The 24,319-nt window shown below is 65.5% G+C and carries 22 protein-coding genes; 9 read left to right on the forward strand and 13 right to left on the reverse strand.

The window, feature by feature from the left end; translation table 11 throughout:
• Nucleotides 1-102 precede the first annotated feature (102 nt).
• Entirely contained in the window at nt 103-1,962 is a 1,860-nt protein-coding gene (locus AC4ELH_RS14605; RefSeq protein WP_498885119.1) for a fatty acyl-AMP ligase, read from the forward strand.
• Nucleotides 1,963-2,485: 523 nt separating this feature from the next.
• Nucleotides 2,486-4,279, forward strand: coding sequence for an outer membrane porin GjpA (gjpA, locus tag AC4ELH_RS14610; protein ID WP_498885121.1), 1,794 nt, complete (start codon nt 2,486-2,488; stop codon nt 4,277-4,279).
• 77 nt (nt 4,280-4,356) lie between these two features.
• On the opposite strand, the gene ahcY is transcribed toward gjpA, so the two are convergent.
• From ahcY to AC4ELH_RS14640, 6 genes are all read right to left on the reverse strand, one after another.
• Complete coding sequence (gene ahcY / locus AC4ELH_RS14615; protein WP_448442580.1) at nt 4,357-5,817, reverse strand: adenosylhomocysteinase; 1,461 nt, start codon at nt 5,815-5,817, stop codon at nt 4,357-4,359.
• A gap of 136 nt (nt 5,818-5,953) precedes the next feature.
• Nucleotides 5,954-6,577, reverse strand: a complete 624-nt coding sequence (gene alkX, locus AC4ELH_RS14620; RefSeq protein WP_055111995.1) for a TetR family transcriptional regulator AlkX — start codon at nt 6,575-6,577, stop codon at nt 5,954-5,956.
• A 53-nt stretch (nt 6,578-6,630) separates the two neighbouring features.
• A complete protein-coding gene (locus AC4ELH_RS14625; protein ID WP_055111993.1) occupies nt 6,631-6,849 on the reverse strand; it encodes a rubredoxin in 219 nt (72 codons plus the stop codon).
• Nucleotides 6,846-7,019, reverse strand: coding sequence for a rubredoxin (locus AC4ELH_RS14630; RefSeq protein WP_082448908.1), 174 nt, complete (start codon nt 7,017-7,019; stop codon nt 6,846-6,848). The genes AC4ELH_RS14625 and AC4ELH_RS14630 overlap by 4 nt, the downstream gene beginning before the upstream one ends.
• Nucleotides 7,016-8,170 (reverse strand): alkane 1-monooxygenase, encoded by a 1,155-nt coding sequence (locus AC4ELH_RS14635; RefSeq protein WP_498886164.1) that lies wholly within the window; start codon nt 8,168-8,170, stop codon nt 7,016-7,018. The genes AC4ELH_RS14630 and AC4ELH_RS14635 overlap by 4 nt, the downstream gene beginning before the upstream one ends.
• A gap of 218 nt (nt 8,171-8,388) precedes the next feature.
• Complete coding sequence (locus AC4ELH_RS14640) at nt 8,389-9,867, reverse strand: amino acid permease (RefSeq protein WP_498885125.1); 1,479 nt, start codon at nt 9,865-9,867, stop codon at nt 8,389-8,391.
• Between the two features lie 123 nt (nt 9,868-9,990).
• On the opposite strand from AC4ELH_RS14640, the gene AC4ELH_RS14645 reads away from it, so the two are divergent.
• Nucleotides 9,991-10,824, forward strand: coding sequence for a class I SAM-dependent methyltransferase (locus tag AC4ELH_RS14645; RefSeq protein WP_064886436.1), 834 nt, complete (start codon nt 9,991-9,993; stop codon nt 10,822-10,824).
• A 181-nt stretch (nt 10,825-11,005) separates the two neighbouring features.
• Here the strand turns inward: AC4ELH_RS14645 and AC4ELH_RS14650 are convergent, their stop codons facing one another.
• Complete coding sequence (locus AC4ELH_RS14650) at nt 11,006-12,313, reverse strand: AurF N-oxygenase family protein (RefSeq protein WP_135360962.1); 1,308 nt, start codon at nt 12,311-12,313, stop codon at nt 11,006-11,008.
• A gap of 297 nt (nt 12,314-12,610) precedes the next feature.
• Between AC4ELH_RS14650 and AC4ELH_RS14655 the strand changes: the two genes are divergently transcribed.
• Complete coding sequence (locus tag AC4ELH_RS14655) at nt 12,611-14,011, forward strand: FAD-dependent oxidoreductase (RefSeq protein ID WP_498885127.1); 1,401 nt, start codon at nt 12,611-12,613, stop codon at nt 14,009-14,011.
• Here AC4ELH_RS14655 and manA read toward each other — a convergent pair.
• The 4 genes from manA to AC4ELH_RS14675 all read right to left on the reverse strand — a co-directional run bounded on the left by manA (nt 14,008) and on the right by AC4ELH_RS14675 (nt 18,230).
• Nucleotides 14,008-15,234, reverse strand: coding sequence for a mannose-6-phosphate isomerase, class I (manA, locus tag AC4ELH_RS14660; protein WP_064886439.1), 1,227 nt, complete (start codon nt 15,232-15,234; stop codon nt 14,008-14,010). The two genes, AC4ELH_RS14655 and manA, sit on opposite strands and share 4 nt — an antisense overlap.
• A 3-nt stretch (nt 15,235-15,237) precedes the next feature.
• Nucleotides 15,238-16,308: a hypothetical protein gene (locus AC4ELH_RS14665; protein ID WP_064959537.1), complete on the reverse strand. Its 1,071-nt coding sequence runs from the start codon at nt 16,306-16,308 to the stop codon at nt 15,238-15,240.
• A complete protein-coding gene (locus tag AC4ELH_RS14670) occupies nt 16,305-17,693 on the reverse strand; it encodes a phosphomannomutase/phosphoglucomutase (protein ID WP_498885130.1) in 1,389 nt (462 codons plus the stop codon). The genes AC4ELH_RS14665 and AC4ELH_RS14670 overlap by 4 nt, the downstream gene beginning before the upstream one ends.
• A gap of 117 nt (nt 17,694-17,810) precedes the next feature.
• Entirely contained in the window at nt 17,811-18,230 is a 420-nt protein-coding gene (locus AC4ELH_RS14675) for a DUF3499 domain-containing protein (protein ID WP_055111973.1), read from the reverse strand.
• 131 nt (nt 18,231-18,361) lie between these two features.
• On the opposite strand from AC4ELH_RS14675, the gene AC4ELH_RS14680 reads away from it, so the two are divergent.
• Entirely contained in the window at nt 18,362-18,784 is a 423-nt protein-coding gene (locus tag AC4ELH_RS14680) for a metallopeptidase family protein (protein ID WP_055111971.1), read from the forward strand.
• A 43-nt stretch (nt 18,785-18,827) separates the two neighbouring features.
• On the opposite strand, the gene AC4ELH_RS14685 is transcribed toward AC4ELH_RS14680, so the two are convergent.
• Nucleotides 18,828-19,232: a WhiB family transcriptional regulator gene (locus AC4ELH_RS14685; protein WP_064886442.1), complete on the reverse strand. Its 405-nt coding sequence runs from the start codon at nt 19,230-19,232 to the stop codon at nt 18,828-18,830.
• 294 nt (nt 19,233-19,526) lie between these two features.
• Here AC4ELH_RS14685 and cofD point away from each other — a divergent pair, with 294 nt between their 5' ends.
• The 3 genes from cofD to AC4ELH_RS14700 are packed head-to-tail and all read left to right on the forward strand — an operon-like array spanning nt 19,527 to nt 22,413.
• Complete coding sequence (gene cofD / locus AC4ELH_RS14690; RefSeq protein WP_498885132.1) at nt 19,527-20,516, forward strand: 2-phospho-L-lactate transferase; 990 nt, start codon at nt 19,527-19,529, stop codon at nt 20,514-20,516.
• Between the two features lie 8 nt (nt 20,517-20,524).
• Nucleotides 20,525-21,868 carry a coenzyme F420-0:L-glutamate ligase gene (locus AC4ELH_RS14695; RefSeq protein ID WP_498886166.1) on the forward strand — a complete coding sequence of 448 codons (1,344 nt, stop codon included), beginning with the start codon at nt 20,525-20,527 and terminating at the stop codon, nt 21,866-21,868.
• Nucleotides 21,865-22,413: an NUDIX hydrolase gene (locus tag AC4ELH_RS14700; RefSeq protein ID WP_064886445.1), complete on the forward strand. Its 549-nt coding sequence runs from the start codon at nt 21,865-21,867 to the stop codon at nt 22,411-22,413. Before AC4ELH_RS14695 ends, AC4ELH_RS14700 begins: the two co-directional genes overlap by 4 nt.
• Here AC4ELH_RS14700 and AC4ELH_RS14705 read toward each other — a convergent pair.
• Entirely contained in the window at nt 22,410-22,757 is a 348-nt protein-coding gene (locus AC4ELH_RS14705) for a DUF732 domain-containing protein (protein WP_064886446.1), read from the reverse strand. The two genes, AC4ELH_RS14700 and AC4ELH_RS14705, sit on opposite strands and share 4 nt — an antisense overlap.
• Nucleotides 22,758-22,919: 162 nt before the next feature.
• Between AC4ELH_RS14705 and AC4ELH_RS14710 the strand changes: the two genes are divergently transcribed.
• Complete coding sequence (locus AC4ELH_RS14710; RefSeq protein WP_064959541.1) at nt 22,920-24,269, forward strand: hypothetical protein; 1,350 nt, start codon at nt 22,920-22,922, stop codon at nt 24,267-24,269.
• Nucleotides 24,270-24,319 lie beyond the last annotated feature (50 nt).

Consider the following 24,319-nt stretch of genomic DNA (forward strand, 5'->3'; position numbering starts at 1 on the left):
TATCCGGAGCTCGACGCCGCCTCCTGCGGGTAATCCGAGGGCCCTCCGGGGCGTCCGGTACGGTCGCCTGATCCCAGGAATCGCCGACGTATGAGGTAGCGGATGCACCAGAACACAGTGCTCGCGGTGAAGCCCGCCGCAGCAACCCTGCTGGAGATGCTGCAGCAGCGGGCTGCGACGTATCAGGACAAGGTTGCGTTCAGCTTCTCCTATGACGGCGACGACCAGAACCGCACCCAGCTGACCTACCGCAACCTGGATCGACGGGCCCGCGCGATCGCGTCCACCCTGCAAGAACTGGGCGCTGCCGGTGAACGGGTCCTGGTCCTGTGCCGGCCCGGCCTGGATTCCGTCGCCGGGTTCTTCGGCTGCATCTACGCGGGCGCTGTCGCCGTGCCGGTGCACGAGCGGCTGGCTCCGCGTCTGTCCTCGGTGGTGCCCGACGCACATGCGCGCTTCGCCCTGGCCACCGCCGAGACGCAGGCGAAGATCAAGGCCGCCATCGATGAGTTGGCCGAGGGGCGTGACCTGCGGTGGGTCCGCACCGATGAGGTGGACGGCGCTTCCGCAGACGGCAGCGGCTGGACAGCACCCGATGTCGACGCCGACGCGATCGCCATGGTGCAGTACACGTCTGGCTCCACCACGACCCCGAAGGGCGTCGCCCTGACGCACCGAAACCTTATGCACAACATGGAGTCGATCCGCCAGGTATGGCACGGCGACGACACCGCAACCAGCGTGTTCTGGCTGCCGTCCCACCACGACATGGGGCTGATCGGCGGGATCCTCTCGATGATCTACGTCGGGTGCACCACCCATCTGATGTCGCCGTCCTCCTTCGTCAAACGGCCGATGGGCTGGCTCGAAGCGATCTCCCGGCTTCGCGCAACCTTCACCGCCGCACCGAACTTCGCCTACGACCGGTGTGTCGACGAGAGCACCGCAGAGCAGCGCGCGGCGCTCGATCTGTCCAGCCTGGCCACCGCCATGAACGGCGCCGAACCGGTACAGGCCGCCACGCTGGAGAAGTTCGCCGAGGCGTTCGCACCGGCGGGCTTCCGGCCGGAGGCGCTGTGTCCGGTGTACGGGCTCGCGGAGGCGACGTTGCTGGTGTCCGGCGGGTCGGACTCCGCGTTGCCGGTCGTTGCACACGTCGATCGCACCGGCCTTCAGGTCGATCGCGTCGTCGACGTCGACCCGGGACATCCGGCTGCTCTGGCGTTGGTGGGATGCGGTCGTCCGCGAGGCGGCCAGGACGTGGCCATCGTCGACCCGCTGACCCACCAGCCTTGTGGGGCAGACGAAGTCGGCGAGATCTGGATCGCAGGTCCCAGCGTCGGTTGGGGCTATTGGGCCCGACCGGACGAGACGACGCAGACGTTCTCGGCGACGCTGCCGGACGAATCCGGCGGCCCGTTCCTGCGCACCGGCGATCTGGGTTTCCTTCGTTCGGGCGAGCTGTACATCACGGGACGCTGCAAGGACCTCGTCGTCATCCGTGGCGGCAACTACTACCCCAACGACATCGAGCGGACGGTGCAGGACTGCCATCCGGCACTCGTCTCGGGCCGCGGCGCCGTCTTCACAATCACTCCCGGCCTGGGCGCCGTCGAACAGATGGTGATCGTGCAGGAGGTGGCGCGCCGACGAGAGGGGTCGGCCGACCTCGCCGCGGTGGCCGATGCGATCCGGACCGCGGTGACCACGCGATACGGAGTCGAGCCGAATTCGGTTCTACTGGTGGAACATCTGTCGATTCCGACGACGTCGAGCGGCAAGATCCAACGGGGCCGGTGCCGGCAACAGTTGCTCGACGACGAGATCGCACCCGTGGCGCACTGGCGTAGGCCGTCGGCACTTGATGACCTCGCCAAGGCCAGGGAACTCGAGGCGGCGATCCAGATCGCCGAGCTGATCAAGGCGGAGGCGGCCCGCCAGCAGGCCGCCGGCCAGAACTGACTCAAAAGCTGACCAAGATTGTTAGCTGACCGTGGCCACCCGACCGGGTGGCCACGGGTTGTCGCGTCCGAATCTGGTCGGCACGACCCAGGCACGGCCCGTATCGCGAGCCGCGGTTTCCGCCCACCCACGCACAAATGACGGTGCACCGACATGTCTCGGCCTCGCGCGCCTGCCCCATCCGAGCCGGATGACCGACTACCGGCAGCACGCCCGGAACGGGGCTTGATCGCATGAATCATGTTGTCAGACAAATTTTTTGACAGACGACACACGATCTCGCCGGGCGCCCGGCGACGCGAATCGATGCCTCACCCCGAGGTCGTTCGCGACATAAGAAAATGTCTAATTATTAGCCCAAATCAAGTTCGAGCCCAGCGAGCAGCGGATTCCCACGCCGCAACGCGTTGCTCAAAGGCGCGGAACCTTAAACTGGCTACATTCGTTGCCCAAATTTTGCATCTGCAACTACTTGGCCAGGCTATGGTCTGTCCGATTATTTACAGATGCGAAAGGAGATGCCGTGCATCTCGTTGCTCAGCCCCACACTGCCGTGGGTGCAAAGCAAGAAACCACCCGTCACTGGCTCACTGCAGCCGGAGTCGTTGTCGCCGCTGCCGGAATGATCGCTGCCACGCCGGGGATCTCCCCGGTCCAGGCCGGCGTTCAGCACGACATCCAGGCCGACGCGGTCCGGCTGACGGCGGGTTGGGACCCCTTCGCGCCGTTGCAGGCGGCCTTCGACACTGCGAAAGCCAACGGCACGATCCTGGGCGACAACTTCCTGTTGGCCCCGGGAGTCGGACTGCAACAGGCGATCGCCAACCAGATCGGTTACGCCAAGCAGCTGTTCGACGACCCGTCGAGCTTCGAGGCCGTGTCGCAACAGTTCGCCGCCAATGCGATGAAGGTGCTGACCGGTCTCACCCTGATCGGCGCGGACGAGGAAACCAGGGACGCGGTGGTCAAGCACACCCTGGGTGGTATGCACGGCATGGCGCTCGACATGTTCCCCGGCTTCCTGGCCGAAGGTGTTGACCCCGAGGCCTTCTCGGCGGTCATGAGTGTCTTGGCCTCGCCGCTGAGCGGTGTGCTCATCGGCTCCATCGGGCCGGTCGTCAGCCCCGCGGTGGCGCTCCTCAACAGTGCCGTGGCGATCTCAAACGCGCTTCAGGCCGGTGACTCGACGACGGCGCTCTCCAGCCTGCTCGGGGTACCGGCCGGCATGGTCGACGCGTTCCTCAACGGTGCCAACCTCAACCTCGATGCGCTGGCGCCCATGATCAACGATGCGGGGCTGATCAAGGACACCGTCACCATCGCCGGGCTCAACATCGCGTTCGGCGGTCTGCTCACCCCGGGCTCCACCGATCGGAGCACCTACGAGTACACCGACGAAGACGGCAACAAGGTCACGATCCCCTCGGTCGGCGGCTCGATCTTCAACAGCCTCGGCATGGATATCAAGCTCGGTGCCCTGCCCATCTCGGTCAAGGGTGAGGCCGTCGGCCCGATCGGCGCCCTGCAGGGTCTGTCGCAGACGGTCGGCGTGCTGCTCGGCAGCGGCTGGGACGATTGGGACGGTAAGGGGAATGCTCCTGCCCCGAAGCCCCCGCTGTTCGGACTGCATCCGCTCGCGACGGGCGACATTCTGAGCGACACCGCCGAAAGTGCAGGCGTCACCAAACTTCGTGAAGCGTTGAAGGGTGCCGCTGTCGAGAACATCGTCAAGAAGCTGCAAGGCATCACCACGGGCACCGAGGAGGCCGCCGACCTGGCTGCCGCTCCGGTGACGGATGCCGACAGTTCGGTCACCGACAGTTCAGCCGCCAACGCCATCGCAGCGGCCAACGAGCTGACGCACACAACCGTGAACAAGACCGTCACGGTGTCGTTGGAGAAGCCGGCCGCCGTACCCGCGGCCGCGGATGCCACCAAGACCCCGGCCGCCACCAAGGTCGATGCCGCCGACGAGGCAAGCACCGCCGGCGAGACCGCCGGAACGGCAACGGAATCGGCTGACGATGCCGGGACCGTAGTGAAGGCGACGCCTAAGGTCCAGACCCGCCTGAAGGCACCGTCTACCCGGCCGGCCGGCCCGACGGACAAGGCCCCGCGCAGCAATCTGGTCAAGGGCGTCAAGGATGCGGTGAAGAACGTCCGCAACGGACTGGGCGCGAACAGCACCCGCAAGTCCAGCGAATCTGCCTCCAGCTCAAGCGGTTCGAGTGCCGGTGCGTCCAGCTCCGGTTCCGATGCCACCAAGCCCGCCAAGAAGGACGCCGGCAGCAAGAGCAAGCACGACAACAAGAAGTAATCGGCCAGCAGACAGAAAAATGCCCCAAATCGCTTGATTTGGGGCATTTTTCCGTCTGGTCGCGCTACCTCAGTAACTCAGTAACGGTAGTGCTCCGGCTTGTACGGGCCGTCGACGTCGACGCCGATGTACTCGGCCTGCTCCTTGGTGAGCTTGGTCAGCGAGCCACCCAGTGCCTCGACGTGGATGCGCGCCACCTTCTCGTCGAGGTGCTTGGCCAGGCGGTAGACCTCGTTGTCGTACTCGTCGTTCTTGGTCCACAGCTCGATCTGGGCGATCACCTGGTTCGAGAAGCTGTTGCTCATCACGAACGACGGGTGCCCCGTGGCGTTTCCGAGGTTGAGCAGTCGGCCCTCGCTCAGCACGATGATCGACTTGCCCGAGTCGCCGAAGGTCCACTGGTCGACCTGCGGCTTGATGTTCAACCGCGTAGCGCCCGACTTCTCCAGGGCCGCCATGTCGATCTCGTTGTCGAAGTGGCCGATGTTGCCCAGGATCGCGTGGTCCTTCATCGCCTTCATGTGGTCCAGCAGGATGATGTCGAAGTTGCCGGTCGCGGTCACCACGATATCGGCGTTGCCGATCGCCTCTTCGACGGTCACCACGTCGTAGCCGTCCATCAGCGCCTGCAGGGCGTTGATCGGGTCGACCTCGGTGACCTGCACGCGGGCGCCCTGACCGGCCAGCGACTCGGCACAGCCCTTGCCCACGTCGCCGTAGCCGCAGATCAGCACCTTCTTGCCGCCGATCAGCGCGTCGGTGCCACGGTTGATGCCGTCGACCAGCGAGTGCCGGGTGCCGTACTTGTTGTCGAACTTGCTCTTGGTGACCGAGTCGTTGACGTTGATGGCCGGGAACGCCAGCTCACCCGCAGCGGCGAACTGGTACAGCCGCAGCACGCCGGTGGTGGTCTCCTCGGTGACACCCTTGACCGACGCGGCGATCTTGGTCCACTTGTCCTTCTCGGTCTCGAAGCGCTTGCGCACCAGGGACAGGAAGACCTTCCACTCGGCCGAGTCGTCTTCCTCGGAGGGCGGGACCACGCCGGCCTTCTCGTACTCGGCGCCACGCAGCACGAGCATGGTGGCGTCGCCGCCGTCGTCGAGGATCATGTTCGCCGGCTCACCCTCCCAGGTGAGCATCTGCTCGGCGGCCCACCAGTACTCCTCCAGCGTCTCGCCCTTCCAGGCGAACACGGGGGTGCCCTTGGGCTCCTCCGGGGTGCCGTTCGGACCGACGACGACCGCCGCGGCGGCATGGTCCTGGGTGGAGAAGATGTTGCAGGAAGCCCATCGCACTTCGGCGCCGAGAGCAACCAGCGTCTCGATCAGCACCGCGGTCTGCACGGTCATGTGCAGTGAGCCGGAGATGCGGGCGCCCTTGAGCGGCTGCACGTCGTGGTACTCGCGGCGCAGCGCCATGAGGCCGGGCATCTCGTGCTCGGCCAGGCGGATCTCCTTGCGGCCGAATTCGGCCAGCGAGAGGTCGGCCACCTTGTAGTCGATACCGTTGAGGCTGTCGGCCTTCAACTCGGTCATGTAGAGCCCTCTTTCAGTCGTGATTGCTTGCACGCGCGCAGACGCGCCCGACGGCGACGCCACACGCAGATACCTCTAGCCTGCGGGCTCGCGGGACAGGCGCTCATGCGGAGTAACGGCAGCGGCGCTCTGACAGCTACGGGGTATCTATGACACCGTAGCGCTCGGCGAAAGGCGTCATGAGTCGGGCCAGGTCACCGGCCACGTCGTGGTCCGCCTCGGGCGGCATCGACACGTAACTCATCGCCAGGCGCACGATCGCCCGGGCCAGCACCCCGGCGTCCTCGTCACTGGCTTTCATCCAGCTGTTCTGAAAGGTTCCGGTCAACCGGGCGGAGCATCGGGAGATGATCGGGCCGCTGCCGGTGGTGATGATCTGGAGCAGGTCGGGCTTGGAAGCGCCGGTGAGCAACGAGATCACCAGCGGATCGGCGGCCGATTCCAGGAAGAACGCCCGGAACCCCTCCAGGAACGCCGCGTGCACCTCGCCGACGTTGTTGTTGATCGCGTTGTCGACCGCGTCGACCAGCCGGTCCGCCAGACGCATGGCATAACCCTCGGCCAGCCCCTGCCGGGAGCCGAACTCGTTGTAGATCGTCTGACGGCTGATCCCCGCGACCTGGGCCACGTGCGAGAGCGTGATGGCCGACCAGTCGCGGGTCAACAGCAGTTCCCGCATGCCGTCGAGAATCGAATCGCGCAGCAGCACCCTGGATGCCTCCGCATACGGGATGCGCTGTTTGTCTCGCGGCCGACTCACACGGGCGACAATATCGCTTTCCGTCCGTGTTTCGAGCGCGTCGCTCGAAGCCGTCAAGGCCGTGCGACCTCGACCATCTCGAAATCGGTCTTCGCAGCGCCACAATCCGGGCAGCTCCAGTCCTCGGGGATGTCATCCCATCGGGTCCCCGGCGCGATGCCGTCCTCGGGCCAGCCCTTGGCCTCGTCGTACTCGAATCCGCACTGGACGCAGATGTACAGCTTGTACGGCTCGGTGCCGGTCGGCTCCTCGCGCAAGCGCTCGTCGGTCATTTCACTGCTCCCATCGGTTCGAAGTCGACCTTCTCCCGCACCGCACAGTCCGGGCAGCACCAGTCGTCGGGCACGTCGCTCCATGGCGTTCCGGCCGGGAACCCCTCTCGCGGAGCGCCTTTCGCTTCGTCGTACACGTAGCCGCATCCAGGACACTCGTAGGCGCTCACGCGGCATCACCGGCCCCGTAGCGCGCCAACACCTTCGCCCGCAGCCGCGGCTGGATGTTCACCTTGGTGATGTCACCGTCGTAGTGCTCCAGCACCCGGTGGTCCATCAGCTTGCGCCACAACGGCGGCAGGTAGGTGAGCCCGATCAGCGACGCATACCCACTGGGCAGGTTGGGTGCGCCGTCGATGCTGCGCAGGGTCTGATACCGGCGGGTGGGGTTGGCGTGGTGATCGCTGTGCCGCTGCAGGTGATACAGGAACAGGTTGGTGACGATGTGGTCGGAGTTCCAGCTGTGCACCGGGGCGCACCGCTCGTAGCGACCGCTGGCCGTCTTCTGCCGCAACAGCCCGTAGTGCTCGAGGTAGTTCACCGATTCCAGCAGGCTGAAGCCGTAGATGGCCTGGATGACGATGAACGGGATCAGCGCGGGTCCGAACACCGCGATCAGGACGCCGAAGAACACCACCGACATGGCCCACGCGTTGAGCACGTCGTTGGACCAGTGCCACGGCGACTTGTCCTGCCGGCGCAAGCGCTGGGCCTCCAGCTCCCACGACGAGCGCAGGCTACCGAACACGCTGCGCGGCAGGAACTCCCAGAAGGTCTCGCCGAAACGCGCCGACGCGGGATCCTCGGGTGTGGCGACCCGCACGTGGTGCCCACGGTTGTGCTCGATGTAGAAGTGGCCGTACCAGGTCTGGGCCAGCGTGATCTTGGACAGCCAGCGCTCCAACGAGTCTCGCTTGTGCCCCATCTCATGCGCGGTGTTGATGCCCACCCCTCCGAGCACACCCACCGACAACGCAATACCGATCTTGGCCGGCCAACCGAGTCCGCCGTCGAACCCGAGCCAGCTGAGATCGGACGCCGTGAACAGATACGCGCCCATGACGACGCTCGCGTACTGGAACGGGATGTAGAGGTAGGTGCAGTACCGGTAGTACTTGTCGTTCTCCAGCTGCTCCATCACCTCGTCGGGCGGGTTCTGGCCGTCGGGCCCGAACCGCAGGTCCAACAGCGGCAGCAGCACGTAGAGCAGGATCGGCCCGATCCACAGTGGCACCTGGGCGGCGGTGTGCCAGCCGAGCTGGTTGAGCCCCCAGATCAGCGGCAGCATCACGAAGATCGCCGTCGGGGCGATCAGGCCCATGAGCCACAGATGCCGCTTCTTGTCCCGCCACTGCCCGACGTCTGCGACGTCCGGTCCGCTCGAGAGTTCCGCCACCACGATGAGCCTCCTTGTGTGAGTGCTGTCACTGCGATGACTTGACTATAAGCGCGCCTATGTCTCTTGTCTAGACATTGACCTACCTTTTGTAAAGTGACCCAGGCCACGACGGATCCACTGTGGTCGAGCGTCGATTTCAGCTACTGCGACGGCGTCGCCGCGACTTCCCTACTGGCCAGCGTCGAATGGCTCCGGCCGTACACGGCGTACACCACCACCCCGATCACCATCCAGAGCAGGAACCGGATCCAGGTCAGCCCGGTGAGGTTGAGCATCAACCACAGGCACGCCAGGATCGCGGCGATCGGCAACACCGGCACCCACGGCACGCGGAATCCGCGCTTCAGGTCGGGCCGGGTCCGCCGCAGCACGATCACCCCGGCCGAGACCAGCACGAAGGCGAACAGCGTGCCGATGTTGACCATCTCCTCGAGCCGGCCCATCGGGAACACCGAGGCGGCGATCGCCACCAGCACCCCGACGATCAGGGTGATGCGGACCGGCGTCCCGTGGGTGCCGGTCACGGCCAGCTGTCGCGGCAGCAGACCGTCGCGCGACATCGCGAACAGCACGCGGGTCTGTCCCAGCATCAGCACGATCACGACCGTGGTGAGCCCGGCAAGCGCGCCGATGGAGATCACCTTCGCGGCCCAGTGCACACCGTTGGCTTCGAAGGCAGTGGCCAGGTTGGCGTGGCCGTCGGGTGCATCGCGCAGCACGGTGTAGGACACCATGCCGGAAAGCACCACCGACACCGCGACGTACAACACGGTGACGATCCCGAGTGAGGCCAGGATGCCGCGGGGTACGTCACGCTGCGGATCGCGGGTCTCCTCGGCAGTGGTTGCGACGACGTCGAACCCGATGAACGCGAAGAACACGATCGAGGCACCGGCCAGCACCCCGTACCAGCCGTAGTGGCTGCCCGCCGCGCCGGTCAACAACGAGAACAGTGACTGGTCGGCCCCGCTGGCCCCCTCGCCGGCCTCGTTCGGCGGAATGAACGGGGTGTAGTTGGCGGCCTTTATATAGAAGGCGCCCACGACCACCACCAACAGCACAACCGACACCTTGATGACGGTGATGACCAGGCTGAAGAGCGCTGACAACTTGGTGCCCACCGCCAGCAGGACCGTCACCAGCGCGATGATCACCAACGCGCCCCAGTCGATCTCCAGACCACCGAAATCCGCGATCCCGCCCCCGAACCCGAACACGGTTCCGAGGTAGCTCGACCACCCCTTGGCCACCACCGCGGACGCGACGGCGAACTCCAGGATCAGGTCCCATCCGATGATCCACGCCGCGAACTCCCCGAACGTGGCATAGGAGAAGGTGTACGCGCTACCGGCCACCGGCACGGTGGAGGCGAACTCGGCGTAGCACAGGGCGGCCAACCCGCACGCGACGGCGGCGATGACGAAGGCAATCGAGATCGCAGGCCCGGTCAAGTTGCCCGCCGTGGAAGCGGTGATGGTGAAAATGCCCGCACCGATGACGACCGAGACACCGAACACCGTCAGGTCCCACCAGGTGAGGTCCTTGCGGAGCCGGGTCGACGGTTCGTCGGTGTCGGCAATCGACTGTTCGACAGATTTGATTCGCCGAAGGGCAGACATCCCGTCATGCTCCCATCACGGTGGCGGTGAAACCGGTAGGACTCTCAAACTTCGCCGAACCGTGCCCTGCCGCGAGAGTGGGGCGTACGTCACACTCGGCGCCGATCGTGATACGGTCCGCGCATGGCTGAGCTCCCCTACTTCGACCTGCTGATCGATGAACGGCAGGAAGGTGGCGAAACGGGCCAGCTGTGGGAAAACCAGGTGCACTGGGGCTACTGGGAAGATCCCAAGACCGCCAAGGGCACCCGGGATGACTACATCGCGGCCATGGAGCAGATGGACCATGTCCTGTTCGCCGCCGGAAAGGTTGCCGACGGACAGAAGCTGCTGGACGCCGGCTGCGGGTTCGGTGGGACCATCCAGCAGATCAACGGCACCTACTCGGACATGGACCTCACCGGCCTCAACATCGACCCGCGCCAGCTCGCGGCGGCCGAGGCCCAGACCAAGCCCGTCAACGGCAACAAGATCGGTTGGGTCGAGGCCGACGCCTGCCAGTTGCCGTTCGAGGACAACTCCTTCGACCGTGTCCTGGCCGTCGAATGCATCTTCCACTTCCCGTCCCGCGAGAAGTTCCTCGCCGAAGCCGCGCGGGTGCTCAAGCCGGGCGGGTACCTGGCGGTGTCCGACTTCGTACCGACCCTGATGTTCTTCGGGAAGACCCCGATCTGGATGGCGATCCGTCCCCGGATCGCGAAGTCCTACGGAACGCTCGGGAATGTCCCGCTGCGGGGTTACCGGTCCATGGGTAAGCGTGCGGGGCTCGAGCTCGCCGAGAAACGCAACATCCGGAAGAACACCTTGCCGACGTACCCCTTCCTGCTCAAGTTCTTTCGCGAGCAGGGGTCAGCAGACGCTCAGAAGACGATGATCGTCGGCACACGCTGGATGAAGTGGCTGTCCAAGGCCGGGCTCATCCAATACCGCGTGTACACGTTCCAAAAGCCCGCCTGACCGGTAGCCGGATCGGCCTGAAACTCCTCGACTGACGCGGCGCCGCCCGCGCAGGCCGTCATGCGCCGAGGCCGGCCGAGACCAGGGGCACCAGACTCACTCAGGCTCAGCGGTTCTCGCCGGATACGCGTCGCAGGACGTTGCCGGTCGGCAACGTCCTGCGCAAACGATTCAGGTTAGCTCAGAGGGTGGGCATGAATTCGGCGAGTGCCAGGATCATGAAGACCACCAAGGCGAGTCCGATCAGCCCGCCGGCGGGAATCATGGCCACGCACACCACTATCCACACAAAAAGCCTCGGCCATTCGAACGGCTGGTTGCCCATCACACCGCCGCGGCGCTCCCGGAACGTGTGATAGGCCGCCCACACGCCCGCGCCGGCAGCGGCGCAGCCGATGATCTTCAGGCCGTCCGGCGCCACCAGCAGGGCAACGCCCGCCATGATCGCCACGGCCGCAAGGCGGGCCGCCACTGCCGTGCGAAGCCCGGTCACGCGCGTGATCGCCGAGCCGCGATCCGGCTCACCGCGGTACCGCGGTAGCCGCCCGTCGATACCCAACATTCGCCAGATCCAGCGCGACCACACCGTCCGCAAACCGAGGTCCTCGGCTACTCGCCGAACATCGGCAGCCGATTCAGCCATCATCTGGCGCGACTGATCGCTCCGCCAGAACGCAGCCTTGAAAACCCGTCGCGGAACACCGAATTGCCGGGCAAATGTGCGCGGCGGCCCCATCATCTCCCCGATCAACCACCGCAGAAAGAACGGGAAAAGAATTGCGTACCACGCTCGCTTGCGCCGACTGACGCTCTGCATTCGCTGAGCCAGAAGGTCGTCGGCAAACGATATATGGCGCGCTTCCTCGGCCAGGTGAATGTAGGTGATCTTGTTCAGCAGCGGCGGCACGTGCGCTGCGCCACGATGCTGCAGCGTCTGCTGGAAGTGCAGCGGCTGTTCACCGCACAGCACCCCGATGAAGTGAATCATGTTGGCATAACCGCCGATAAAGCCCAGGATCGGTCCGATAAACCGGGACCCTCGCCGCATTCCTGGCACGTCCTCGCCAGTGCGGTTGACGAATTCCTGGAACATCTGGATGTGATTGCATTCGTCGATCAGTTCGTGGAGCAGATACTGGAATACCGGCGAACCATTCGGCATCTTGCCGGCGTAATGCACCACTCCTCGAATCAACATCATTTCAAATTGGAGGGTGACCTTCAGGGTGTTCGCAGTTACCCAGCGTCCCATGTCGATACGGCGCTGCAAAGGCTGTTGGGCATACCATTCAGTAGCCGCGAGCGGAGCACTGTCCGGGTCGAGTTGCCATCGCGGGTCGTCGTCTGCCAGCGCGTTTTCGGGTGCGTCCCAGTCGATGTCAACGTACGGATCGAAGCGTCGACGGACCGTCGCACGAGAGAGGGCCTCCACCCTGTCGAAATAGAGGTCCCCCGTTGCCGTGCCGTCCGCGTCGCTGACCGTTGTCATTGCCCCATCCGTTGACTGTGAGTTTCCTTGCAGAGGGTATCAACTTGAGAGCCATATCACGCCTCCAGCCACAGGATTGTGCCACGAGTTGTTGCACGTTCGTTAGACAGGCCCACTGGGCGGGACGCCCGGTTGCGCCACCCGGGTGCGCGGACCGTGCCGCAGCGCAGCGCAGGCCCACACCCGGACACCCAGGAGCACACTCCCCAATCGAGGACGCGTGGCCCGTCGTTACAGTTGACGCTGCTTCTGATTTTTGTGCGCCGGACGCCGTGGGCCCAGTACCGTGTCGATCTAATGCACAGCTCATCCAGAACCCTCGCGACCCACGCCGTTGTCATCGGCGGCAGCATCGCCGGGCTGTGCGCGGCCAGGGTCCTCGCCGATCACTACGGCCACGTCACCCTGTACGAGCGTGACGAGCTGCCGGATCAGCCCGTCAACCGCGGCGCCATACCGCAGGGCCAACATGTGCACCTCCTGATGGCTCGCGGGGCCGACGAGTTGGAGGCCCTCTTTCCCGGATTGCTCGTCGACATGGTGGCCGCGAACGTTCCGGTGGTGGAGAACCGACCGTCCTCCATCCACTTCGAGGCCGGCGGGCACCTGCTCGGTACCGGACAGACGCTCGAGTCAAACTTCACCGCGTACGTGCCCAGCCGCGGACAGCTGGAATGGCAGATTCGCAGACGGGTGTCGGGATTGCCCAACGTTCAGATCCTGCGACGGGGAGTGAGCGAACCGCAGTACGACCCCGGTACCGAACGGGTCACCGGCCTCGTGCTCGACGACGGTGAACAGGTTGCGGCAGACATGGTGGTCGACGCCTCCGGCCGCGGCAGTCGGCTGCCAGTGTGGTTGGAACAGTGGGGCCACGAGCGACCGCCCGAGGAATCGATCAAAGTCGGGGTCACGTACGCGTCACAGCGGGTCCGTATCCCCGCGGAGCTGATCAACGAGAAAATGGTCGTCGTCAGTGCGGCGCATGACAGCGGTCTTGGTATGGGCATGCTGTTCCACGAGGATGGCATCTGGACGGTCACCGCGTTCGGTGTCGCCAAGGCCGAGCCACCGAGCGATTTCGCCGGCATCAAACAACTTGGTGGCACCGCGCTGCCACCGCACCTTGCGACGGCGTTGCGCGCCGGTGAAGCGGTGGGTGACATGAACTTTCACCGTTATCCGGTGGCCAAGTGGCGGCGCTACGACAAACTGGACCGGTTCCCTGACGGGATCTTTCCGTTCGGCGATGCGGTGGTCAGCTTGAATCCGACGTACGGGCAGGGCGTGACCATGTCGACCGTGCAGGCGGCCAATCTGCGCCAGGTGCTCGCCGAAGGAACCCAAGATCTGGTTCGCCGACTGGCACGGCGCACCGCGAAAACCACCTACCCGGTGTGGATGATGAACTCGGTTGCCGATCAGGTGAAGCACGGGGCGGAAGGCGACAAGGCCTTCTGGTACAGCCCGTTGTTCGGTCTCTTCGACCAGTTCCTCGGCGCAGCCGAAACGGATCCCGTTCTGGCCGAGTGGTTTCTGCGGCGTACGAGCATGCTCGACAGCCTGTGGCTCACTCCACCCCCACGGATCGCCGGACGTGCGATCCGCCACAACATCAAGGCGTGGCTGGCCGAACGCCGCCGGCGCCCCAATGGCTCCGAGCAGTCGGTTACCGCCCGCGGCCGATCTGCCGGCTAGATCCCGATCGTCACGCGGAACAGTTTCGTCGGCTCGGCCGCGGTCAGCCGGATGGGACCGTCCTCGGCCGCCACCCACGCCGCCGCGCCACGCTGCAGCGTCAGCTTGTCGTCGTCGGCATAGATCACGGCGGCGCCTTCGATACACAACAGCAGCTGCGGACCATCGTGGTGGGAGTGCACGTCGATCTCGTCACCGAGGTGCTCACCGTCGACCGTCAGCGCCGACACCGCGAATTCCTGCGCGGGCGTCCGATAGATGGTTTCCGTTCCCTCCGTGACGGTTTCCGACCGCAGCCGATCTTCCGGCGTCGGGGTGAAGTCCAGCACCCGCAATAGTTCCGGCACGTCGACGTGCTTCGGGGTCAGCCCGCCGCGCAGCACGTTGTCCGAGTTCGCCATCACCTCAACGCCGACACCATGCAGATAGGCATGCAGATTTCCGGCGGGAAGGTAGATGCCCTCGCCGGGTCCCAGGCTGATGCGGTTCAGCAACAGGGAGGCCAACACCCCGGCGTCGCCGGGGTATCGTTCACCGAGTTCCAGCACCGTCTTGACCTCGGCTGCGAATTTCTTTGCCCCGGAACGGATGTAGTGGACCGCCCCGTCGAGAACGGCCGGCACCAACACGTCGAGATCGGGCTGCGGCGCGGTGATCCAGGTAGTGAACAGGGCCCGCAACCCGTCGGCATCGGACTGATCCGACAGCAGGTTGATGAATGGATCGAGATCCGAGACCGCCAGCGCACGCATCAACTCGACCGTGCGGTCTACCGGGCGGAATCCGGCCAGCGCATCGAATTGTCCCAAAGCAACCAGCAATTCGGGTTTGTGGCTCCGGTCACGATAATTGCGGACGGGTGAGGACACCGGGATGTCGAGTCGGTCCTCGCGGTCGAAGCCCTCCCTCGCCTGCGCGGCACTTGGATGGGCCTGCAACGACAACGGCTCATCTGCGGCCAGCACCTTCACGAGGAAGGGCAGCGCATCGCCGAATCTTCCGATCGCCACGCTGCCCAGTTGCCCCTCGGGGTCGTCCTGTACGGCCTGGAGCAACGACTCTTCACCGTGTTCGGTCTGTAGCCACGCCGGGTCCTGCGGATGTGCGCCGAGCCACAGCTCGGCCTCCGGATGGATTGTCGGACTGGGCCTTCCGGTGAAATCAGCGATTGCAGTGCGCGAACCCCAGGCATAGGTCCGCACCGCTCCCCGTAGCAGATGCACGTCTTATCCTCGAACCAGTTTCAAATACACGGCCGTCATCTCCAAGCGGACAGCCAGAACCGCCAGTTGTTGTTCCGGGCGCCCCACCGGCAGGGTCGTCCCAGCCTGGTCCGGCACATCCTCGGCACCGATCATCACGATGTCGTCGAAGCCGCTGACCCTCGCCCCCACCAGTTGTCGTTCGGTATCGGTGATCAAGGCGAACGTACGCATGCGGCGCGGTAGCGGTCCGTCGATCTCCTCGTCGTGGAACAAGGACCGGGTCTCAGGGTGGGCGACCGCGCCGCTGCCGATCGCAGCGAGAACGTCACCCAGTCCGGCGGCGGCCACCACTTCACCCGCCAGCCTCAGCATCACCGTCGCCCCGTGCCGGGCCAGCGCCAGGGTGGCCGGATTGTCACCGGCCAGCACGACCGCCCTGTCCGACATCCGTTCGGCCAGGGTCTTGGCCGGGTTGGTGAACAGGTCCCGTCCGGCGCTGTTGCGAAGGGCCTCGGCATCCAATTCGTCTGCGAGCGCGGCCAGATCCACGCGCATACCGTGATCCACCACTTGCAGCGCGGCCAGACCCGCGGCCAGGTATCGAGTCAGTCCGAAGTCGTCGGGAACCCACAACCTGGGTGCCAGCACCACCGCGCGTCCGGCCGCGACATCACGCAACGGGCCCTCGTGCGGCGCCACGATCAGCACCCGGGCCCCGCGACGCACCCCGGTGGCCGCCGCGTTCACCAGAGCCGGATCGCCCGGATCGTCACCGGCCACGATCACCACGTCGAGTGCCCCCAGCCACGGCGGGGTCTCGGCGGCCACCACGATGGGAGCGGCGATCGATGCGCCGAGAACGGCGGCCAACATGGCGCCTGCATTCTCGGCAGCGCCGCGACCGGCAACCCAAATCACCGTCCGCGGAGGATGATCGGCGTGCAGCGGGTCGAGCAGTCCTTCGGCCACTGCCGCGGCGGTCGCCCGAACCTGGGCACCCGCCATGGCCGCCGCCCGTAGCAGACCGTTGCGATCGGCGGCCAGAAGTCCGTCACCGTCGTCCAGGTCGACCGTGGCGTCCACGGCGTTCACGGCACCGGCTCGCTCACCCCACGGATCTGTCCCGAAACTCTGTCGACGAGGGCGGCGACGTCCTCGGCAGTGCGTGCTTCCACGTTCAGGCGCAGCAGCGGTTCGGTATTCGACGTGCGCAGGTTGAACCAGCTGCCACCGCCGAGATCGACGGTGACGCCGTCGAGGTGGTCGATGGACTGGATCGAGCCGGAGAACGACTTCAGCACCGCATCGACACAGGCCGGCGCGTCGCTGACGGTGAAGTTGATCTCGCCGGAGGCCTCATAGCGCTGATAGTCCGCCATGAAGTCGGACAGCGGACGATCCTGCTCGCCCAGGGCGGCCAACACGTGCAGGGCCGCGAGCATGCCGGAATCGGCGCCCCAGAAATCACGGAAGTAGTAGTGCGCCGAGTGTTCTCCGCCGAAGATGGCGCCGGTCTCGGCCATCAGGCCCTTGATGTAGGAGTGCCCGACCCGGGACCGCACAGGAGTGCCGCCGCGCTCGATCACCAACTCGGGAACGGCGCGCGAGGTGATCAGATTGTGGATCACGGTGGCACCGATTTCCCGCTTGAGCTCACGGGCGGCCACCAATGCGGTCACCGCCGACGGCGACACCGGACGGCCGAGTTCGTCGACGACGAAGCAGCGGTCGGCATCACCGTCGAACGCCAGGCCGATATCGGCGCCGCTGGCCAGTACGTGGGCCTGCAGGTCGACGAGGTTGGCCGGATCCAGTGGGTTGGCCTCGTGATTGGGGAAGCTGCCGTCGAGTTCGAAGAACAACGGGAGAATTGTGGCCCCCGGGATCGGCCCGAGCACCGCAGGCGTGGTGTGGCCGGCCATTCCGTTGCCCGCGTCCACTGCGATGCGCAGCGGACGCAGCCCGGCCAGATCGACCAGGGAGCGGAGGAAGGTGCCGTAGTCCACCAGCACATCGCGATCGGAGATCACACCGGGCGGCCCGTCGTGGGCAGGCACCCCCGAAATCACCTCGTCGGAGATCGTGGACAGTCCGGTGTCCTTGCCTACCGGTTTGGCTCCGGCGCGGCACAGTTTGATCCCGTTGTACGCGGCCGGGTTGTGGCTGGCGGTGAACATCGCTCCGGGGCAGTCCAACAGGCCCGAGGCGAAGTAGAGCTGATCGGTCGAGGCCAACCCGATGCGGACCACGTCCAAGCCCTGGGCTGTCACGCCGTCGGCGAATGCGGCCGCCAGCGTCGGCGAACTCTCTCGCATGTCATAGCCGATCACGACCTGTGTGGCGCCCTCGGAGCGGACCAGGCGAGCGAACGCACCGGCGACGTCGGCCACGAACGCTTCGTCGATCTGGCTACCGACCAGACCACGGACGTCATAGGCCTTGATGACATCGTGAACAGCCGCCGCTGGCCTAGACATATAGCTCCTTGTGAAACGGGATCGTTGGCGCCAGCCTAACCGTCGGGCGGCGCCGACACGTTCACTACTCTTGGGCCGGTCGTCGTCTAATCAGGATCTAATCAGGGCTAGTCCGTACTAGTTGTCGGGGTCCGGCAAGACCCGCAGGTGCCCGCGACGGCGGCCGTTGGTCTCGGCGGGACGCGCCTGCGGCGCCATCACCGCACTGGCCCCCACACCGGTGGAGGGATCGGAGAATCCGGCCACCACCCCGCTGTGGGGAACCGCACCGGGCTGGCCTTCACGCACGGCGTCGGCGAGTGCGACGAGGTCGTCCTCGTCGGGGTGGGTGGGCAGCGGGCCGGCATGACGGACCAACTCCCAGCCTCGCGGTGCCGTGATCCGGCCGGCGTGGCCGACGCAGAGGTCCCAGGAGTGGGGTTCAGACACCGTGGCCAGGGGTCCGACCACCGCCGTGGAGTCGGAGTAGACAAAAGTCAACGTCGCCACGGCATAGTGCGGGCACCCGGGCCGGCAGCAGCGACGGGGAACATTCACGCAACAGAGATTACTTTGGACGGTCGCTGTGCGGTGCCGGACACGCGCAGCCGTCGGGTCCCCGATCCCGAACCGTTACGATCATCGCCGTGGCCCAGCGAAACCCATGGCGATCGCGTCGCGGCCGCGACATGCGCGGACCGCTGCTGCCGCGCTCGGTTCCCGGCTGGCGTAGTCGGGGCGAGCGGTTCGACATGGCAGTACTGGAAGCCTATGAGCCGATCGAGCGTCGGTGGGCGGCGCGGATCAAAGAACTCGATGTCGCGGTGGATGAGATTCCGCGGATGTCTCCGAAAGATCCCGAGGGCGTGCAATGGCCGCCCGAGGTCATCGCCGACGGACCGATCGCGCTGGCGCGGTTGATACCTGCTGGGGTTGATGTCAGAGGAAATGCGACCCGGGCTCGAATTGTCTTGTTCCGCAAGCCCATCGAGCGCCGGGTCAAAGGATCCGATGAGCTAGCTGACCTGCTGCATGAAATCCTGGTGGCCCAGGTGGCCACCTATCTGGGAGTCGAACCGTCAGTCATCGACCCAACGATCGACGACGACTGACGTCGAGCGCTACATCGTGCGATGAGCGCTCGGCCGGAGAGCGTCAGATGATGCCGCGCTTGAGGCGGCGACGCTCCCGTTCGGACAATCCTCCCCAGATGCCGAAGCGCTCATCGTGCGCGAGCGCGTACTCCAGGCAGGCATCCTTGACTTCACAGCCCAGGCAGATGCGCTTGGCCTCGCGGGTAGACCCGCCCTTCTCCGGAAAGAACGCCTCCGGGTCGGTCTGTGCGCACAGCGCACGTTCCTGCCATTGGTCGTCTTCGTCTTCCGGATCAACATCAATGTGTTCGGGAACCGAACTCACCGGAACCAGACTCAGTTGAGGACGTCCGGCCGCCCCCAGCGGTGTCGGTCCCACGTTGATGTGCGGTGCGTTGTCTACCGAGCCGAGTAGCCGATCGTCAAACCGGACCACATGATCGAAATCGCCGCTCTCATAAGACATTATCCCCCGCCTCCTCACTCGGTCTCGTAGATCCTAAGTGGAGCCCCACTACTGCGATGTGCGGTCACCCCATTCGAACATTTGATCGAATCTCGGTCCGCGACACCGGAATAGGTCACCAACCGGGAAATGACACATCTGTGATTACACACGTGTTAGCTGCCAGGGTCAAGCGCCAGGACGCGAATTCATACCATCTCGTAATGTCAAATCGGCGCGTCGCGACATCGGCGTGTCCTGCCCGTGACGACGTCGTTTCCATCCGCACGCTCTCAACGCTTAGGGTCGGACGTTGTGAAGATCACCGTTCTGGTCGGCGGCGTCGGAGGCGCCCGGTTTTTGCTGGGCGTACAGCACCTGTTGGGCCTCGGCCAGTTCGCCGGGACCGACAGCAAGCAAAAACATGAACTCACCGCGATCGTGAACGTGGGTGACGACGCCTGGATGCACGGCGTCCGCATCTGCCCGGACCTCGACACCTGCATGTACACGCTGGGTGGCGGTATCGACCCCGAACGCGGCTGGGGTCACCGCAATGAAACGTGGCACGCCAAGGAAGAACTCGCTGCCTACGGTGTGCAACCCGATTGGTTCGGACTCGGCGACCGGGACTTGGCCACCCATCTGGTTCGCACCCAGATGCTGCGCGCCGGCTACCCGCTGTCACAGGTCACCGAGGCATTGTGTAAGCGCTGGTCACCGGGGGCGCGGTTGCTGCCCGTCACCGACGACCGCAGCGAGACCCACGTGGTCATCACCGACCCCGAGGATGGGGAACGACGGGCCATCCACTTCCAGGAGTGGTGGGTGCGTCACCGCGCGCAGGTGCCCTCACACAGCTTTGCGTTCGTCGGGGCGGAACAGGCAACCGTCGCGCCGGGCGTCGCCGAGGCAATCACCGACGCCGATGCGGTGTTGCTGGCGCCGTCGAATCCCGTCGTGAGTATCGGACCGATCCTGCAGATTCCCGGCGTCCGCGGCGCGCTGCGCTCGACCAAGGCGCCGGTGGTCGGCTACTCCCCCATCATCAATGGAAAACCGTTGCGCGGCATGGCCGATGAGTGCCTGTCCATCATCGGTGTGGAATCCACGTCACAGGCCGTCGGCCGGCATTTCGGCGCCCGGTCGGGCACCGGAATCCTGGACGGCTGGCTGATACACGAGGGCGATGAGGCCGACATCGAGGGGGTTCAGGTGCGCGCGGTGCCACTGCTGATGACCGACCCGTCGACCACCGCCGAGATGGTGCGGGCCGGCCTTGACCTGGCCGGCGTTGCGCTGTGAGCACTGCTGTGAACACCGAACACGGCTCCGGCGACAAGGTCGAGATCCTGCCGGTGGCAGGGCTTCCTGAGTTCCGCCCCGGAGATGACCTGGCCACCGTTCTCGCCGAAGCGGCACCTTGGCTGCGCGACGGTGATGTACTGGTGGTCACCAGTAAGGTCGTCTCCAAGTGCGAGGGCCGCATCGTCACCGCTCCTTCCGATCCCGAAGAGCGGGATACCCTGCGGCGCAAGCTGATCGACAGCGAGGCGGTTCGGGTACTGGCCCGCAAGGGCCGGACGCTGATCACCGAGAACGCGATCGGGCTGGTCCAGGCCGCCGCCGGCGTCGACGGCTCCAACGTCGACTCGAACGAGTTGGCGCTGCTGCCGGTCGATCCCGACGGCAGCGCGCAGGCACTACGTGTCGGCCTCCGTGAGAAACTCGGCGTCGCCGTCGGCATCGTGATCACCGACACCATGGGCCGCGCCTGGCGCAACGGCCAGGCCGATTTCGCGATCGGCGCGTCCGGGCTCACCGTTCTCCACGGCTACGCCGGAGCGCGCGACCGGCACGGCAATGAGCTGCTGGTCACCGAGGTGGCCGTGGCCGACGAGATCGCTGCCGCAGCGGATCTGGTGAAGGGCAAGCTCACCGCGATCCCCGTCGCCGTCGTGCGTGGGCTTGAGCTGACCGACGACGGGTCGAACGCGGCCACATTGCTGCGCTCCGGCGAGGACGACCTGTTCTGGCTCGGCACAGCCGAGTCGATCGAGCTGGGACGCAGCCAGGCTCAGCTGCTGCGCCGCTCGGTGCGCGCGTTCTCCGACGAGCCCGTCGACCACGCGCTCATCGAAGCCGCCATCGGCGAGGCGCTGACCGCACCCGCGCCGCACCACACCCGTCCGGTGCGGTTCGTCTGGATGCAGGACGATGCCACCCGCGTCCGGCTCCTGGACCGGATGAAAGACAAGTGGCGGGACGATCTGAGCGGCGACGGCCGAGATCCCGAGTCCGTCGAGCGGCGCCTGAACCGCGGTCAGATCCTGTACGACGCTCCGGAACTGGTGATTCCGTTCATGGTTCCCGACGGTGCCCACAGCTATCCCGACGAAGCCCGCACGCAGGCCGAACACACCATGTTCACCGTCGCCGTGGGCGCGGCGGTGCAGGCCCTGCTGGTGGCGCTGGCGGTGCGTGAGGTGGGCAGCTGCTGGATCGGATCCACGATCTTCGCCGCCGATCTGGTCCGTTCCGAGCTCGATCTCCCGCCGGATTGGGAGCCCCTCGGGGCCATCGCGATCGGTCACCCCGCCGATCCGCAGCCTCCCCGCGACCCGGTGCCCACCGACGGCCTGCTGGTCGTGAAGTGAGCGCCGAGAGCCTGCACGCCTCCGCCGTCGAGGTGTTGACGCAGTGGCAGACAGCCGATCCCGGTCAGGACACGCTGCGACATGCGGTGCTTTCATTTCTGGCTGCCCGGCCCGATGCCTGTCTCCGGGCGTGCGTTCCCGGTCACATCACCGCCTCGGCGCTGGTCGTCGACCATACCGGCACCCAGACACTGCTCACCCTGCATCCGCGCTTCGGCCGCTGGCTGCAACTCGGCGGGCATTGTGAGGAAACAGATTCCGACATTCGCGCCGCCGCGTTGCGCGAGGCCACCGAGGAGTCCGGGATCACCGGGCTGATCATCGACACGCAACTGGCCGCGCTGCACGTGCACCCGGTCACCTGCTCGCTCGGGGTACCGACCCGCCACCTCGACATGCAGTTCGTGGTAAGGGCCCCGGAAGGTGCCGAGATCGCCTGCAGTGACGAGTCTTTGGATCTACGGTGGTGGCCGTTGGAGGCGCTGCCCGAGGGTACCGACTTCGGGTTGACCCAGCTTGCCGGCACCGTGACCGGAGCCCCCTAGCGCGGCGCCTGCGTGCAGTAGGACCGACGGGCCGCGCGCAGTGCAACTGCGGCTTGATCCGGAGCAGCGCCGTACTGGCCCGCCATCTGATCGATCACCGCCTGTGCCGGCGTACCGGTATAGAGCAGGCGGCACATCTCCCGGCCCACCATCAGCAACTGGTCATCGTCACCGGGGAACACCCCGCGCGTGGCCTTGAGGTAGGTGTTGTCTTCCCCGGTCAGCGGGATGGGCCAGGCCACCGCCTCCGGTGCGGTGATTCCCAGAACCCCTCCGAGCACCACCAGAGCCGCCAGCGGCGCCACCCCATTGCGCCGCAATACGTTGAACATGCCGTTGGACATGACCCTCCCCTTCTGCCGATAGAAGCCTAAGGCTGCCGGGGGTCCGGCAAACACACTTTTCGGCGCCAGAGGCCGCCGAAGTTAGGTAGTCGACTACTCAAGCGCTGCTGGGCCCGATCTCCCTACCGTTGATACGCCACGGAAATACGGGTGGGAGGCACCATGAGCCTGCAGATCGAATCCCCTGCCGAAGACTCCGCCGGCGGCAAGAATGGCGACAAGCCGCCGGAGCAGCAGACTTCGCAAGTCGAAACCCCGCTGGGTGTCCGCCCCCGGGTCACAGAGGCTCTGCTGCTTATCTGCCTGACTGTCCAGACCGCAGTAGTTCTCTGGCTCGCGGTCTGGGACGCCACGCTGACCCGTTCAGCCTGGGATCTGTTAGGTGCCGCACTGCTTCTCGGTATCGGGATCACATGCGCGCTCGCGATCGGCGCGATACTGAGAAAATCGTCGAGCGCGTTCCTCACGGCGATGACAAGCCAGATCTTCGTGGTCTGTCTGGCGGCGTACGTGTGGCTCGTCGACGAGCGCAGCCCGGTCCGGCAACTGATCGGTATCACCGGGACGGCGCTGGTCTTCGGCGCGGTTGCTCTCTTCTGGATGGTCTACCTGGCCAGGTACACCCATGGAGCGATCAACCGGGGCGCGGTGGCAGTCGTCGCATTGTTCCCGGTGTTGGGACTGGTCCAGTTCTGGCTGCAATCGGACTATCTGCCTGCGCGTTCACTTCCCCTGGTAGATGTGCAAGCCGAACTGACTCCAGTGGGTTCCTCGGGTTCGATCATCCACCTGTCCGCCAACCTCACCATCCATAATCGCAGTTCGGTAGCGGTCGACATCCCGGCGGGCGTCATGCGGATAAGGGCATACCCGTTCGGGGTCCCGGAGGAGCCTGCGACCACCAATACGGTTGCCTCGTACCTGGATCCGGTGGGAAGCATGATCGGCGACTACCGCCAGATCCCGGTCCTGCCCAGCGACTCCAAGTTGCTGTATGCGGGCAGCATCGGTGCCGCTGGGAAGTTCCTGACGCCCGGGTCCACCACAGGCGCGCAGATGATTCTCGATATCAACCCGCAGACTGTGCGGTTGGTCCAGATGGGTGTCAGCATCGTCGCCGTGACCCGCCGCGCTGTGCAGGACACCCGGACCTGCTACGAACCCAAGAAGTCCTACACCGAGGACATTGAAGCGTTCCTGAAAGAGGCACGCCGGCTGCATGATTGGGTGGGTGGTGGCCAGGCGCTCTGCACCGAGACGCAATTCGCGGCCAGGGGTGCGATCGAAGAACTGGTCTCCGACCACCCGGTGCTGAGGATCTCCACCGTGGTGGACCACCCCGTGTTCACGACGCCGATGTTGGTACCGCTTCTGGGCACCAAAACCTCTCTCGACGATCCGGCGGGCGGGATGGACGAGGCCGCCACCATCGAAACAGCGACGCCCTCAGGGATATTCGGCGGAGGTGCCGAATATGCACCTGCCGACTCCGACTTGCACAAGACGGGCTGAGCACCACCGAGGCTACGGTTTATGACGCATTTCCGCCGATCTCGTCAGAA

The sequence above is a fragment of the Mycobacterium shunyiense genome, from assembly GCF_058270075.1.

Bases quoted from the DNA above. Each gene is read 5' to 3' on its own strand.
- AC4ELH_RS14605 (WP_498885119.1), top strand. From the start codon at position 103: ATGCACCAGAACACAGTGCTCGCGGTGAAGCCCGCCGCAGCAACCCTG.
- ahcY (WP_448442580.1), bottom strand. From the start codon at position 5,817: ATGACCGAGTTGAAGGCCGACAGCCTCAACGGTATCGACTACAAGGTG.
- AC4ELH_RS14625 (WP_055111993.1), bottom strand. From the start codon at position 6,849: ATGACCGACGAGCGCTTGCGCGAGGAGCCGACCGGCACCGAGCCGTAC.
- AC4ELH_RS14635 (WP_498886164.1), bottom strand. From the start codon at position 8,170: ATGGGCCTGATCGCCCCGACGGCGATCTTCGTGATGCTGCCGCTGATC.
- AC4ELH_RS14640 (WP_498885125.1), bottom strand. From the start codon at position 9,867: ATGTCTGCCCTTCGGCGAATCAAATCTGTCGAACAGTCGATTGCCGAC.
- AC4ELH_RS14645 (WP_064886436.1), top strand. From the start codon at position 9,991: ATGGCTGAGCTCCCCTACTTCGACCTGCTGATCGATGAACGGCAGGAA.
- AC4ELH_RS14650 (WP_135360962.1), bottom strand. From the start codon at position 12,313: ATGACAACGGTCAGCGACGCGGACGGCACGGCAACGGGGGACCTCTAT.
- AC4ELH_RS14655 (WP_498885127.1), top strand. From the start codon at position 12,611: ATGCACAGCTCATCCAGAACCCTCGCGACCCACGCCGTTGTCATCGGC.
- AC4ELH_RS14670 (WP_498885130.1), bottom strand. From the start codon at position 17,693: ATGTCTAGGCCAGCGGCGGCTGTTCACGATGTCATCAAGGCCTATGAC.
- AC4ELH_RS14680 (WP_055111971.1), top strand. From the start codon at position 18,362: ATGCGCGGACCGCTGCTGCCGCGCTCGGTTCCCGGCTGGCGTAGTCGG.
- AC4ELH_RS14685 (WP_064886442.1), bottom strand. From the start codon at position 19,232: ATGTCTTATGAGAGCGGCGATTTCGATCATGTGGTCCGGTTTGACGAT.
- AC4ELH_RS14705 (WP_064886446.1), bottom strand. From the start codon at position 22,757: ATGTCCAACGGCATGTTCAACGTATTGCGGCGCAATGGGGTGGCGCCG.
- AC4ELH_RS14710 (WP_064959541.1), top strand. From the start codon at position 22,920: ATGAGCCTGCAGATCGAATCCCCTGCCGAAGACTCCGCCGGCGGCAAG.